Annotated in this window: 12 protein-coding genes; 6 read left to right on the top strand and 6 right to left on the bottom strand. The window is 73.5% G+C overall.

Annotation, left to right across the window (positions count from 1 at the left end):
* The first annotated feature begins 267 nt into the window (after positions 1-267).
* The 4 genes from AB0M28_RS27070 (at position 268) to AB0M28_RS27055 (ending at position 6,472) form a co-directional block, all read left to right on the top strand.
* A complete protein-coding gene (locus AB0M28_RS27070; protein ID WP_365410243.1) occupies positions 268-1,803 on the top strand; it encodes an acyl-CoA synthetase in 1,536 nt (511 codons plus the stop codon).
* A 178-nt stretch (positions 1,804-1,981) separates the two neighbouring features.
* Positions 1,982-3,244 carry a helix-turn-helix domain-containing protein gene (locus AB0M28_RS27065; protein ID WP_365410240.1) on the top strand — a complete coding sequence of 421 codons (1,263 nt, stop codon included), beginning with the start codon at positions 1,982-1,984 and terminating at the stop codon, positions 3,242-3,244.
* 4 nt (positions 3,245-3,248) lie between these two features.
* On the top strand, positions 3,249-4,478 hold the full coding sequence (locus AB0M28_RS27060) for a helix-turn-helix domain-containing protein (RefSeq protein WP_365410238.1): 1,230 nt from the start codon (positions 3,249-3,251) through the stop codon (positions 4,476-4,478).
* A 224-nt stretch (positions 4,479-4,702) separates the two neighbouring features.
* A complete protein-coding gene (locus tag AB0M28_RS27055; protein ID WP_365410236.1) occupies positions 4,703-6,472 on the top strand; it encodes an AMP-dependent synthetase/ligase in 1,770 nt (589 codons plus the stop codon).
* On the opposite strand, the gene AB0M28_RS27050 is transcribed toward AB0M28_RS27055, so the two are convergent.
* The 5 genes from AB0M28_RS27050 to AB0M28_RS27030 form a co-directional block, all read right to left on the bottom strand.
* Positions 6,457-7,002 carry a hypothetical protein gene (locus AB0M28_RS27050; RefSeq protein ID WP_365410232.1) on the bottom strand — a complete coding sequence of 182 codons (546 nt, stop codon included), beginning with the start codon at positions 7,000-7,002 and terminating at the stop codon, positions 6,457-6,459. The two genes, AB0M28_RS27055 and AB0M28_RS27050, sit on opposite strands and share 16 nt — an antisense overlap.
* 242 nt (positions 7,003-7,244) lie before the next feature.
* The gene (locus AB0M28_RS27045; RefSeq protein ID WP_365410229.1) at positions 7,245-8,405 is read right to left on the bottom strand and encodes a CaiB/BaiF CoA-transferase family protein; all 1,161 of its coding nucleotides are present in this window, start codon (positions 8,403-8,405) and stop codon (positions 7,245-7,247) included.
* Complete coding sequence (locus AB0M28_RS27040) at positions 8,402-9,166, bottom strand: crotonase/enoyl-CoA hydratase family protein (protein WP_365410226.1); 765 nt, start codon at positions 9,164-9,166, stop codon at positions 8,402-8,404. Before AB0M28_RS27040 ends, AB0M28_RS27045 begins: the two co-directional genes overlap by 4 nt.
* A 174-nt stretch (positions 9,167-9,340) precedes the next feature.
* A complete protein-coding gene (locus AB0M28_RS27035) occupies positions 9,341-9,814 on the bottom strand; it encodes a PaaI family thioesterase (RefSeq protein WP_365410224.1) in 474 nt (157 codons plus the stop codon).
* Positions 9,815-9,886: 72 nt separating this feature from the next.
* Positions 9,887-10,822: an acyl-CoA thioesterase II gene (locus AB0M28_RS27030; RefSeq protein ID WP_365410221.1), complete on the bottom strand. Its 936-nt coding sequence runs from the start codon at positions 10,820-10,822 to the stop codon at positions 9,887-9,889.
* Positions 10,823-11,054: 232 nt separating this feature from the next.
* Here AB0M28_RS27030 and AB0M28_RS27025 point away from each other — a divergent pair, with 232 nt between their 5' ends.
* Both AB0M28_RS27025 and AB0M28_RS27020 read left to right on the top strand, forming a co-directional pair.
* On the top strand, positions 11,055-11,813 hold the full coding sequence (locus AB0M28_RS27025; RefSeq protein WP_365410219.1) for an SDR family NAD(P)-dependent oxidoreductase: 759 nt from the start codon (positions 11,055-11,057) through the stop codon (positions 11,811-11,813).
* Between the two features lie 44 nt (positions 11,814-11,857).
* Positions 11,858-13,030 (top strand): thiolase family protein, encoded by a 1,173-nt coding sequence (locus AB0M28_RS27020; RefSeq protein ID WP_365410217.1) that lies wholly within the window; start codon positions 11,858-11,860, stop codon positions 13,028-13,030.
* Here the strand turns inward: AB0M28_RS27020 and AB0M28_RS27015 are convergent.
* Positions 12,964-13,160 (bottom strand): hypothetical protein (locus tag AB0M28_RS27015; RefSeq protein WP_365410214.1); only part of this gene is annotated, 197 nt, incomplete at its 5' end. The two genes, AB0M28_RS27020 and AB0M28_RS27015, sit on opposite strands and share 67 nt — an antisense overlap.

The raw sequence follows: 13,160 nt of genomic DNA, 5'->3' as shown, positions 1-13,160 counted from the left end.
GCACTGTCCAGATGTGACCCCGCCCACGCCCCTCCCCTCCCCGGAGCCATTGACAGCCTCAGCGCCACCTCCCTAGCGTGCTGTATTAAACGATCGTTAAATCGGGGTTTCGGAGAAGCGCCGTCCGATCGTCCGCTCAGGCCGCGCCCCCGGGCCGGAGCCGGAGCCGCGTACGCCACCGGGTGAGTGCTGGAGGTGGCAGGGGTCCTTTCGCCCGACCCGGGACCAGGACCGCCCCGTGCGACGGACACCTCAGGAGGAACCAGCATGTACCCCGGTACCTACGCCCGGAGCCATCCCGACCGCATCGCCGTGACCATGGCCGGATCGGACGACCGGTTGACCTACGCCCAGCTCGACGAGCGGTCCGCCCGGCTGGCCAGGGTGTTCCACGACGAGGGCCTGCGTCCGGGCGACGTGGTGGCGCTGCTCACCGACAACTCGGTGCGCGCCTACGAGGTCTACTGGGCGGCGGCCCGCTCGGGCCTGTACCTGACCGCGGTGAACTCCCACCTCACCGCGGCGGAGGCCGCCTACATCGTCGACAACTCGGGCGCCCGCGCCCTGGTGGCCTCGGCCGCTCTCGGCGGCCTCGCGCGACAGGTGCGCGAGCAGACCCCCTCGGTACGGCTGCACCTCTCCTACGGCGGCCCCGTCGACGGCTACCGCAACTACGACGCAGCGCTCGCCGAGGTCTCCGCCGAACCGCTCGCCGACCAGCCCCGCGGCGCGGACATGCTGTACTCCTCCGGGACCACCGGCCGCCCCAAGGGGATCCGTCCCGCGCTGCCCGACCACCAGGTCGACGAGGCGGAGGTCCAGCTGACCACCGTGCTGCGGAGGATGTACGGCGTCGGAGAGGACACCGTCTACCTGTCCACGGCGCCGCTCTACCACGCCGCCCCGCTGCGCTGGGGCGCGGCAGTGCACGCGCTCGGCGGCACCGTGGTGGTCATGGAGCGGTTCGACGCCGAGGCGGCGCTCGCGGCGGTCGAGCGCCACCGGGTGACGCACGGCCAGTGGGTGCCGACCATGTTCATCCGGATGCTCCGGCTGCCGGCGGAGGTACGCACCCGCTACGACCTGTCGAGCCTGCGGGTCGCCGTGCATGCCGCCGCCCCGTGCCCGGTGGAGGTCAAGCGCGCGGTGATCGACTGGTGGGGGCCGGTCGTGTACGAGTACTACGCCTCCACCGAGGGCTGCGGGATGACGTTCATCGACACCCCGCAGTGGCTGGAGCGGCCGGGCTCGGTGGGGCGCGCGGTGGTGGGCGTGCCCCGGGTCTGCGACGAGGAGGGCCGGGAGGTGCCGGCCGGCCGGGTCGGCACGATCTACTTCGAACGCGACGCGATGCCGTTCGAGTACCACGGCGACCCGGAGAAGACCCGGGAGGCGCAGCATCCGGACCACCCGGCCTGGTCCACCACCGGGGACGTCGGGTACGTCGACGACGACGGCTACCTCTACCTCACCGACCGCAGGTCTTTCATGATCATCTCGGGTGGGGTCAACATCTACCCCCAGGAGACCGAGAACCTGCTCGCCCTGCATCCGGCCGTCGCCGACATCGCCGTCATCGGCGTTCCGCACCCGGAGATGGGCGAGGAGGTCAAGGCGGTCGTCCAGCCGGCCGCGGCTGCCCGGCCCGGCCCGGAGCTGGAGCGCGAGCTGATCGACTACGTCCGGGCCCGCATCGCGACGTACAAGGCACCGCGCAGCGTCGACTTCGTCGACGAACTGCCGCGGACGCCCACCGGCAAGCTGGCCAAGGGCCCGCTCATGGAGCGCTACCGGCACCCCTGAGCCGGGCGGTGGCTCTCCGGGGGCTGTCCGGGAGCTGTCCCGGCGGGTCCGCACGACGCGGACCGTCCCACCCGGGTGACGATCCGCGTCGGACCCTTTTACCTGTGGGCGGGTTTCGGGTACAAACGGACCCTGGGAAGCTGACTGTACGATCGTTCCATAAGGAGGGAGGGGCACGATGCGGAACGCCGAGTTGACTCTGCCGCCTCCGGGGCCGGCGCTCTGTCCGACCGGTGCGCCGTGGAACGCCGGTGCCGACGCGTCCGAGCTGCTCGGCCGGGCGGCCCGGCTGGCCCGTACGCGACTGGCCCCGCTGACGGAACTGATCGTCGCGAGGATCATGGAGACGGATCCCTTCTATCGCGATCCGGCGTCGGCCCCGCCCGACACCGCGCAGGTGGTTCGGGACGGACTCAGCGCGGGCTTCGAAAGCCTGGCCGACCTCGACCCCGCACCCGGCAGCCAGTCCGCCGCGTACATGTCCTGGCTCGGCCGGCACCGGGCCGAGCAGCGCGTCCCGCTCGAGAACCTGCTGGGCGGCTACCGCGCGGGCAGTGACCTGTTCTGGCAGTCCCTGGTGCACACCGCCGAGGACTGGGGACCGGAGGGCACCCAGCTGCTGGTACGGTCGGCCGCCACGGTCTGGGACCTGTTCGACCGGGACAGCCGGCTGATGGCGGACACCCACCGGCAGATCGCGGGTGAGGCAACCGTCGACAAGGAGCAGCGGACCCGGGCGCTGCTGTGGCAGCTGCTGGAGGGCGTGGACCCCGCCGACACGTCCGAGGCAGCGCTTTCGCTGGGCCTGCCCGAGGACGGCCGGTTCGTGGTCGCCGTCGTGGCGACGAGAGCCGGCAGCCACTGGCCCGTACCGGTCCGGGACGCTGGGACGGCCGGCCCGCGCGTGCTGCGCGTACCCCGCACGACCGGGGAGTTCCTGGTGGCCGAGCTCGGCGGCCTCTCCCCGGCCGACTTCGCCGGAACGCTGGCGCTGCCACGCGGAACCCGGGTCGGGGTGAGCCCGGCGGTTCAGGGAACGGCCGGACTGCACGGGGCCCGGCGTCTCGCCGAGACCGCCCTGCGCACCTGCACCCGGGACCGCGAGGTGGCGCTGCTGGAGCACCGCTTCCCGGCGTGCCTGGTGGTACGCCGTCCGGACCTGGCCGCCGAGGTGGCCGACGAGGTGCTGGCCGGGCTGCTGCGCGTCGGCCCCGTCGACCGCGCACTGCTGCTGGAGGCGCTGGCGGCGTGGCTGAGCTCCGACGGTTCCGCCGACGAGGTCGCCGCACAGCTGTACTGCCACCGCAACACGGTGCTCAAGCGGCTGCGCCGGCTCGAGCAGCTCACCGGCCGGTCCGTACAGCGTCCGCGCGACCTGGTGGAGCTCTCGGTCGCACTCGACGCCCACCGGTACGGCTCGGCCCGCGAGGGTGAGGACTGAGCCGGTGGACGACACGGTCCTGGGCGTCGGCGCCACCGCCCAGACCGAGGCGGACGCCCTGCTGCGCGGGGCGGCGCTGCTGCTGCGCCGGGACCTCGACGGGCTCGCCGCACAAATCACCGGCCGGCTCGTGCCCGACCAGCCGGACCCGGCCGGCGGGCCCCAGCCCACGGGCGCCCTGCGGGAGCTGGTCGGCGCGGTGCTCAGCGTGGGCCTGGACGAACTCGCCGATCCCGCCACCGCCCAGGTCGACGGCCCCGTACGGGAGATCGGCCGTCGGCGGGCCCTCCAGGGCGTCCCGCTGGACGCGCTGCTGCACGCCTTCGCGACCGGCTGGACCGTGCTGTGGCAGCAGCTGGTGGACCAGGTCGCGGCGTACCGGCCGGACCGCATCCACCTCATGGCCCAGGCCTCGCACCGGATGTGGGGCATCCGGGACCGCAACGCCGGGCTGCTCACCGAGGCCTACCGCGACACGCTCGGCGACCAGGCCGTCGAGCCCGTCGCACGGGCCCGGACGCTGCTGGTGTCACTGCTCGGGGGAACCGCCGACAGCCTGGAGATCGGTGGTGCGGCCGCCGTGCTGGGGGTGCCGCGAACCGGGCGCTTCGCGGTCGTCGTCACCCACGGCCGCAGCGTCCCCCACTCGTTCGACGCCGCGGGCCTGCTCAGGGACGGCCTCGGCAGCCGGCTGCTGCGGGCACCGCGGGCCGACGGTGAGACGTTGGTCGTCCTGCTGGGCCGGGTACCGCTCGGCTTGGTCACCGCGGCGTTGGCCGAGGTACCGCGGCTACGGGCGGGCGTCGGCCCGGTGGTCGGCGGACTGGCCGAGCTGCACCGGGCCGCCCGGCTCGCCGAGGCCGCCCTGGCCACCTGCACGGGCGCGAGCGGGGTCGCGCTCTGGGACGACCGGATGACCGCAGGCCTGGTCGCCGCCAGCCCGGAGCTCGGCGGCGCGCTGCTGGCGGCGACGCTCGGCCCGGTACTGGCGCTCGGGGAGCCCGAGCGCGACGTGCTGCTGGACACGCTCGCGGCCTGGCTGGACTGCGACGGCTCGTCGCAGTCCGCGGGCGTCCGCCTGGACTGCCACCGCAACACCGTGCTGAACCGGCTGCGGAGGCTGGAGCAGCTCACCCGCCGCCGGCTGTCCCGCCCGCTGGACGTGGTGGAGCTGGCGCTGGCGCTCGACGCACACCGGTTCGCGGGCACCGAGTCCCGGCCCGGCACCCCGTGACCGTCCGCAGGTGCGGCCCGCCGGGCACCTGACCGGGCCCCGCCCAGCACGGCACGGTCGGGTGCCCGCGCCCAGCACGAAGACACCCGCTTGGGCCCTTGCAGCGGATCAGGCCGGAGCTCTGGCCGCCGGCCGCGTCCGTCTGCTGGCATGGCCGACGACGCGGCCGGACCGCCGCCCCGGCAACGGCCACCGGATGATCTGCACCGAGACGGAGCCCCGCCATGCCCTATGCGACGTACGCCCCGCTGGACGCCGCCGCGACCCTGTGCGACGCCTTCCTGATCACCCGCCGGGAGCGGGCCGACGAGGAGGTGCTGAGCTGGCGCGAGCCGGACGGCAGCTGGGCGCGCTGGACCTTCGCGGAGTTCGCCGACCAGGTCGCCCGCGCCGCCTCGGGACTCGCCGCCCTCGGCGTCCGTTCCGGCGACCGGGTCGCGCTGATGATGGGGATACGACGCGAGTTCCACGTACTCGACTACGCGGCCCTGTTCCTCGGAGCGACACCGTTCTCCGTCTACAACTCCTCGTCCGCGGAACAGATCCACTACCTGGCGGGCCACTCCGGTGCCGTGCTGGCCGTGGTCGAGGAGCGCTTCGCCGAGCGGTTCTCGGCCGTCGCCGACCGGCTGCCCGAACTGCGCTCGGTGCGCGTCCTGGAGCAGGCGTACCCGCGGCTCGTCGCGCACGAGCCGCTGGACCTGGCCGCCGCCGCGGAGAAGGTCGTACCGGAGCAGCCGGCGACGGTGATCTACACCTCGGGCACGACCGGGGACCCCAAGGGTGTGGTGCTCAGCCACCGCAACGTGATGGCGGCGAACCGCCTGGTGCGGAACACCAATCACATCTGCGAGGCCGGCGAGCAGATGATCTCGTATCTGCCGCAGGCGCACATCGCCGAGCGGTTCTGCTCGCACTACGGCCTTGTCGGACGCTGGCTGCGGGCGGCGCTCTGCCCCGACCCCCTGCTGCTCGGCGAGTATCTGCGGGAGGTCCGGCCCACTGTCTTCACCGGTGTCCCGCGGATCTGGGAGAAGCTGCACGCCGGCGTCACCGCCGCGCTGGCCGCCTCCGGACGGCTCGCCCAGGTCGAGCAGGCGGTGGCCGCGGGGTTCCCGATCGCCTGTGCCCGGTACGAGGGGACGGCCACCGCCGAGCAGGAGGAGCTGTGGCAGCGGCTCCAGGAGGGCGGCCTGCGGCAGTTGCGGGAGATGCTGGGCCTGGACCGGATCAAGACGGCGTACGCGGGTGCCGCGGCCTGCCGGCCGGAACTGATCAAGTGGTTCAACGGGATCGGGGTCCGGCTCGGCGAGGCGTACGGGATGTCCGAGCTGTGCAGCGTGGTCACCTGGCCCGCCGTCAGCCCCCGGCCCGGCACCGTCGGCTCGCCCATCCCGGGCATCGAGGTGGTGGTCGCCGAGGACGGCGAGGTGCTGGTGCGGGGCGACATCGTCTTCGAGGGCTATCTCGACGACCCGGCGAAGACCGCCGAGACCGTCGACGCCGACGGGTGGCTGCACACCGGCGATGTCGGCCGCTTCGACGAGGCGGGCCAGCTGGTCATCGTCGACCGCAAGAAGGAGCTGATCATCACCTCGGGCGGCAAGAACATCAGCCCCGCCAACCTGGAGTCCCTCCTCAAGCGGATCCCGCTGGTCGACCAGGCCTGTGTGGTCGGCGACGACCGCAAGTACCCGGCCGCGCTGCTGCTCCTGGACCCCGAGGCCGCCGCCGTCTGGGCCGCCGCGCACGGCTGCCCGCAGGCCACGGTCTCCGAACTCGCCGTCCACCCGGAACTCACCGCGCAGGTGGAGGCCGAGGTGGCCGAGGTGATGGCCGCGGTGTCACGCACCGAGCAGGTCAAGCGGGTGCGGATCCTCGCCGCCGCATGGCTGCCGGACTCCGACGAGTTGACCCCCACCATGAAGCTCAAGCGCCGCGTGATCACCGCCAAGTACGCCGCCGAGATCGAGGAACTCTACGCCTCGGCCTGAGAACCCGGAGCCGCGTGGGCGGGGCCCCGGCTTCCGTCCTCCGCGAGCCCGAGGGGCCGGGTCGGCCACCCCCACCGGCCGGCGGCGGCCGGGTCCTGGACCCGGCTGTCGCCGCGCACCGGGAGCGGCCACGTCCGCGGGCCGGCGGAGAAGTTGACCCGGAACACCGGGACCAGCTGCCCGGTCCGGTCGTAGCCGACGAAGCGCACCTGGGTGCCGACCGGCGCCATCTCGGGCAGTACGCCGTCCACCCGGCTCTTGAGCCGGGCTCCCTCCCGGAGCTCCACGACGGCGAGCAGTCGCGGTTGCGTTCCCCTGCGGGGCACGGGCACGTGGCGGCGTATGGTGCCGAGTCCGCCGCTCAGCTCCTGGAGCAGGTCGGTCGAACCGCAGCTGGGGCAGAGCAGGCAGCTGCCGACGACCGCGTTGCCGCACCAGCGGCAGCGCTGGAGGTGCAGTTCGGCCGTGGTCGCCGGCCGCGACCTGCGTGCTGGGCTGTCCGGTCCGTCTCGATGGGCGGGGGGATACATCAAGATCGCCTTCCGGGTGTCGGGGCGGCGCGTCATGGCACCGGCAGGAGGGGCGTACGAACAATGCGGCGCACGACGAGGGGCGCGGCCGACGGGAGCAGTCGGACGGCAACGGTGCGCCGCCTGGTGCCGCCCGGTGCGCGGCTTCGGGTGGGCCACGCACCGGGCGGGGTTCTCGGGTCGGCCCGGTGCCGGGAGGCGGGCCGCCGACGGCCTCCCCGGGCGGCCGCGTGGGCCGGGGATCAGGCCACGACGCCCTTGTCGGTGAGGGTGTCGAGCTCCTCGTCCGTGAGGCCGGCGCCGGCGAGTATCCGGCGGGTGTCGGCGCCGGTCCGCGCGGCGGGCGCCGGCTCGGCCGTGGGCGTGGCGCTGAACCGCGGGGCCGGCGCAGGCTCGACGGCGCCCTGCGGCGTACGGCGGTACGTGTCGCGGGCGGCGTTGTGCGGGTGGTCGGGTGCTTCGGTGAGGGAGAGCACCGGGGAGACGCAGGCACCCTGGCCGTCGAACGCCTCCGCCCACGCGTCGCGACCGCGGCCGGCGAAGACCGCGGCGAGGCGTTCGCGCATGGCGGGCCACTTGCCCTGGTCGTGCTGGGCGGCGAAGTCGGGGTCGTCGGTCAGGCCGAGCACCCGCAGCAGCGCGGCGTAGAACTGCGGCTCGATGGAGCCGACGGCCATGTGGCGGTCGTCCGCGCAGCGGTAGACGGTGTAGAAGGGGGCGCCGCCGTCGAGCATGTTGCTGGCGGGGCGGTCCTGCCAGCGGCCGGTCGCGAGGAAGCCGTACGTCATGGCCAGCAGCAGGGCGGTGCCATCGGTCATCGCGGCGTCGACGACCTGGCCGCGGCCGGTGGCGCGGGCGTGCAGGACGGCGCTGACCAGGCCGAGGGCGAGCAGCATGCCGCCGCCGCCGAAGTCGCCGACGAGGTTGACCGGTGGCACGGGGTCGCCGCCGCCGTAGGGGGCGATGGCGTGCAGGGCGCCGGTCAGGCCGATGTAGTTGATGTCGTGGCCGGGTTCCTGCGCGAACGGGCCGTCCTGGCCCCAGCCGGTCATCCGGCCGTACACCAGCGCCGGGTTGCGGGCCAGGAACTCCTCCGGGCCGAGACCGAGGCGCTCGACGACGCCGGGGCGGAAGCCCTCGACGACGATGTCGCAGCTCTCCGCGAGGCGCAGCAACGCGGCGGCGCCGTCGGGGTGCTTGAGGTCGACGGTGATGGTACGGCGGTTGCGGTGCAGGACGGGGTGGGCGGAGCCGCGCCCGGCCTCGGCGGGCCGGTCGACGCGGATGACCTCGGCGCCGAGGTCGCCGAGGAGCATGCCGCAGAACGGGCCGGGGCCGATGCCGCCGAGCTCCAGGACGCGGACTCCGGCGAGCGGGCCCGCGGTGCGGGGGGCGTCGGTCACTTCGCGGTCCAACGGGGGGCGCGCTTCTCGGCGAAGGCGCGGGCGCCTTCCTTGGCGTCGTCGGAGGTGAAGACCGGGTCGACGATGGCGCGCTGGCGGGTCCACACCTCGTCCGCGGGCCAGGTGTCGGCCTGGGCGACGATCTGCTTGGTGGCGCGCACGGCCAGCGGGCCGTTGGCGGCGATGGCGGCGGCCAGCTCACGGGCGCCGGCGAGGGCGCCGCCCGTCTCGGTCAGACGGTTGACCAGGCCGAGGGCGTGGGCGCGGTCGGCGTTCAGGAACTCGCCGGTGAGGGCGATCTCCATGGCGATCTGGTACGGGATCCGCTTGGGCAGGCGGAGCAGGCCGCCGGCGGCGGCGACCAGGCCGCGCTTGACCTCCGGGATACCGAAGCGCGCGGTGTCGGCGGCGACGACGAGGTCGCAGGCGAGGGCGATCTCGCAGCCGCCGGCCAGGGCGTAGCCCTCGACCGCGGCGATCATCGGCTTGCTCGGCGGGGCCTGGGTCAGGCCGACCAGGCCGCGGCCCGGCAGGGAGGGGCTTTCGCCCTTCAGGAACGCCTTGAGGTCCATACCCGCGCAGAAGCTGCCGCCCGCACCGGTGATGATGCCGACGACCAGGTCGTCCCGGGACTCCAGCTCGTCGAGCGCCGCGGCCACGCCCTGCGCGACCTCGGCGTTCAGCGCGTTGCGCGCCTCGGGCCGGTTGATGGTGATCACGGCGACGCCGTCGGCGTACTCGGTCAGGACCGCGTCGGACACGGGACCCTCCAGGACTCGGAGCCAGTAAAGACCTGATTGAACATTCGTTAAGTTACGAGGACGCGTCCTGCTTGTCCAGCGGATGTGCCCCACACCACGGCCCGAGGACGGCAGGGGCGCGTGAGTGCGGGCAGCTTGGACGCGGGCGGGTGAGCGCGGGCGGCAGCGCGCGTCCTACGCCTCGGCCTCGGCGGCCCGCAGCAGCGTCCGGTTCGGGGTCAGCGAGACGGTCGCCTGGGCGCACAGCCGGCCGACGTCGTCGCTGATCGTGGAGTGGACCAGCGCCCTGATCCGGCCACTCTGCTGCACCGCGCCGACCACCGTGTAGCTCTGGCCGGAGTGCAGTGGACGGAGGTAGTCCACGTTCAGGCTCATCGTCAGAAAGGGCGTCGCCGGCTCGCTGAGGCTGATCGCCGCGACGCCCGCCACCTCGTCGAGCGCGGTGGCGATGAAGCCACCGTGGACGACCCCGCCGCGGTTGAGCAGCGTCTCGGGCGGCGTCCAGGCGAGTTCGGTCCGGCCCTTCTCGACGTGGGCGATGGACATCCCCAGCGGGCCGTACGGGACGAACGACGTCTCCCGCATGTCCTCGGCCAGTTCCAGCAGTCGCTGCAGGCCGGTGCCGGCCCCCCAGACGGTCCGCTCCATGGTGGTCTCCTCGCAGTGGTTCGGTGTGACGGAAGGCCTGACGGCCGGCCCCGGGGCAGCAGGAGCCGGCCGTCAGCCCTCCGAAGCGCGGTGGCGCAGCAGGGCCTCCTGGACGACCGTGGCGACGAGCCGACCGTCGCGGGTCCACAGCTCTCCGCGGCCGAGGGCGCGCCCGTCGGACAGGGTCGTCGTCTGCTGGCTGTACAGCAGCCAGTCGTCGGCGCGGACCGGGCGGTGGAACCACATCGCGTGGTCCAGCGAGGCCAGCACCACCCCCGTCCCGCGGGGGCGCTGCCCCACCCCCGGCTCCCAGGGCAGCGCGGCGGTGGGCGAGATCGTCAGGTCGGAGAAGTACGCGAGCACCGCCGCGTGCAGCCGGGGGTCGTCCGGCATCGGCTGCGCCGACCTGAACCAGGCGCGCTGCCGGGACCTCAGATCGCCTCTGGCGTCGAGCTCCGGCCCGTCCGGCGGGACGGCCCGCAGATCCAGTACCCGCGGGATGGTCATCCTCGCATAGGCCTCGGGCCGCTCCACGGCCAGCGCCTGGTACACGTCGGGCAGGTCCTCGGGGTCCGGCGCGGAAGGCGGTTCGGCCTGCCGGTCGTGGCCGCGCTCGGGGAGCTTGAAGGAGGCGGAGAGGCTGAGCACCGTCCGGTCGCCCTGCCGGGCGGTGACCTGGCGTGCTGCGTACGAGGACCCGTCGCGCAGCTTGTCCACCGCGTACTCCACGGCCGGCCCCTCGGGGTCGGGTGAGCGCAGGAAGTACGCGTGCAGGGAGTGCACGCCGCGGTCGGGGTCGACGGTGCGGCCCGCGGACAGCAGGGCCTGGGACAGGGTCACCCCGCCGAAGGCACGCGGCGGGCGGCCGGCGTGCGTGCGACCCTGGTAGACACCCTCGCCGAGCGGCTCGAGCCGCAGGACCTCGGTGAACTCCAGCAGGTCGGGGCGGGCGGGGCGGCTGGACAGACCCTCCGCCGGCGGGGCGGCGAGCCCTGGGTTGGGGATCATGACCGGCCATGGTGCCAGCATCGACCGGATCCGTAACTGTGACTGTGCTCACGGAACGCGCCGTGGACGGACAGGTTCACACGGCGGTAACTTAACGATCGTTCGAATCGTGTACTGCCGGGACATGTCCGGAGTCGGTGACCGCCTGCCAAGAGCGTCCCGGCCACCCGGAGCCGGCCGCCAGGAATCCGACTCGGAACCCCGTCGGAACCGGGGAAGGGAAAGGACCATCATGCAGATCAGCGGTTCCTCCGCCGTCATCACCGGCGGGGCCTCGGGCCTCGGCCTCGCCACTGCCAAGCGCCTGCTCGCCGCCGGCGGCAAGGTCGTGCTGCTCGACCTCGCCTCCTCGGACGGCGAGGCCGTCGCCAAGGAGATCGGCGCCACCTTCGTCGCCGGCGACGTCACCGTCGAGGCCGACGCCGCCGCCGCGGTGGCCGCCGCCGCCGAGCTGGCCCCGCTGCGCGTCGCGGTGAACTGCGCCGGCATCGGCGGATCGCGGCGGATCGTGAACCGCGAGGGCGAGGTCTACCCGCTGGAGCAGTTCGCCCGGATCGTCAACATCAACCTGGTCGGCAGCTTCAACGTGCTGCGACTGGCGGCCGCCGAGATCGCCAAGACCGACGAGGTCGACAACGAGCGCGGCGTGATCATCAACACCGCCTCCGCCGCCGCCTTCGACGGCCAGATCGGCCAGGCCGCCTACTCGGCGTCCAAGGGCGGCATCGTCGGCATGACCCTGCCGATCGCCCGCGACCTGGCGAGCCTGAAGATCCGCGTGATGACCATCGCCCCGGGCCTGTTCCACACCCCGCTGCTCAGCCGGGCCCCCGAGCACGTCCTGGCCGCCCTCGGCGCCCAGGTCCCGCACCCGGCGCGGCTCGGCCAGCCGGACGAGTTCGCCCACCTGGCGGAGCACATCGTCGCCAACCCGATGCTCAACGGCGAGGTGATCCGCCTCGACGGCGCCATCCGGATGGCCCCGAAGTAGACCGCCACTCCCCCGGCCCACCCAACAACTTACGGAGAAACCTGATGCGTGACGCAGTCATCGTCGACGCCGTACGCACCCCGGTCGGTAAGGGCAAGCCCGGCGGCGCCCTGTCCGGCATCCACCCCGTGGACCTGTCCGCCCATGTGCTGAAGGCGCTCGCCGAGCGCACCGGCCTCGACCCGGCCGTCGTCGACGACGTGGTCTGGGGCGCGGTCTCCCAGGTCGGCGAGCAGGCCGGCTGCGTCGGCCGCTACGCGGTGCTGGGCGCCGGCTGGCCCGAGCACGTACCGGGCCTGACCATCGACCGGCAGTGCGGCTCCTCGCAGCAGGCCGTGCACCAGGTCGCGGCGGCCGTCATCGCCGGCCAGTACGACATCGCCGTCGCCGGCGGTGTCGAGTCCATGAGCCGGGTGCCCATGGGCGCCACCCGCGCGGGCGGCGAGTTCGGCAAGCCGTACGGCCCGCTGGTCGGCGAGCGGTACGACAACTACGTGTTCAACCAGGGCATCGGCGCCGAGATGATCGCCGACGAGTTCGGGCTGAGCCGTGAGGAGCTCGACCAGCACGCGCTGGACTCCCACGAGCGCGCCCACCGTGCCACCACCGAGGGCCGGTTCAAGGGCCAGCTCGCGCCGGTCACCGTCACCGACGCCGACGGCAACACGCGGCTCTTCGACACCGACGAGGGCATCCGCCCCGGCGGCTCCCTGGAGAAGCTGGCCGGCCTGAAGGCCCCCTTCAAGGAGGACGGCAAGATCACCGCGGGCAACGCCTCGCAGATCTCCGACGGCTCCGCCGCGCTGCTCATCACCACCAGCGAGATCGCCGCCGCCAACGGCTGGACCCCGATCGCCCGCTTCCACACCGGCGTGGTCACCGGCGTCGACCCGATCACCATGCTCAAGGGCCCCATCCCGGCCACCGAGAAGGTCCTGAGGAAGGCCGGTCTCGGCATCGACGACATCGGCGCATTCGAGATCAACGAGGCGTTCGCCTCCGTCTCCCTCGGCTGGCAGCGCGCCACCGGCGCCGACTACGAACGGATGAACCCCAACGGCGGCGCGATGGCCCTCGGCCACCCGCTCGGCGGCTCCGGCGCCCGGCTGATGACCACCCTCGTCCACCATATGCGCGACAACGGCATCCGCTACGGCCTGCAGTCCATGTGCGAAGGCGGCGGCATGGCCAACGCCACCGTCCTCGAGCTGCTCTGACGCAGCGCTGGACCACCGACGCGTGACCGGACGGCCTCGCGGCACTTGGCGTTGAACTCGGCGATGCCGTAACGCTCGATGTCCTGCTTGCCGCTGAAGCCCAGCTCCTTCTCCACGGCCAGCTCGACCG

Origin of the sequence: Streptomyces sp. NPDC051940 (assembly GCF_040680895.1) — a bacterium.
Classification (GTDB): domain Bacteria; phylum Actinomycetota; class Actinomycetes; order Streptomycetales; family Streptomycetaceae; genus Streptomyces.
The sequence above is the reverse complement of the archived record's forward strand: the minus strand, read 5'-3'. Positions and strand labels throughout refer to the sequence as shown.

What these genes read in the sequence shown, in the direction of transcription:
- AB0M28_RS27070 (WP_365410243.1), top strand. Translation starts at nt 268, where the DNA reads ATGTACCCCGGTACCTACGCCCGGAGCCATCCCGACCGCATCGCCGTG.
- AB0M28_RS27065 (WP_365410240.1), top strand. Translation starts at nt 1,982, where the DNA reads ATGCGGAACGCCGAGTTGACTCTGCCGCCTCCGGGGCCGGCGCTCTGT.
- AB0M28_RS27055 (WP_365410236.1), top strand. Translation starts at nt 4,703, where the DNA reads ATGCCCTATGCGACGTACGCCCCGCTGGACGCCGCCGCGACCCTGTGC.
- AB0M28_RS27050 (WP_365410232.1), bottom strand. Translation starts at nt 7,002, where the DNA reads ATGTATCCCCCCGCCCATCGAGACGGACCGGACAGCCCAGCACGCAGG.
- AB0M28_RS27035 (WP_365410224.1), bottom strand. Translation starts at nt 9,814, where the DNA reads ATGGAGCGGACCGTCTGGGGGGCCGGCACCGGCCTGCAGCGACTGCTG.
- AB0M28_RS27030 (WP_365410221.1), bottom strand. Translation starts at nt 10,822, where the DNA reads ATGATCCCCAACCCAGGGCTCGCCGCCCCGCCGGCGGAGGGTCTGTCC.
- AB0M28_RS27025 (WP_365410219.1), top strand. Translation starts at nt 11,055, where the DNA reads ATGCAGATCAGCGGTTCCTCCGCCGTCATCACCGGCGGGGCCTCGGGC.
- AB0M28_RS27020 (WP_365410217.1), top strand. Translation starts at nt 11,858, where the DNA reads ATGCGTGACGCAGTCATCGTCGACGCCGTACGCACCCCGGTCGGTAAG.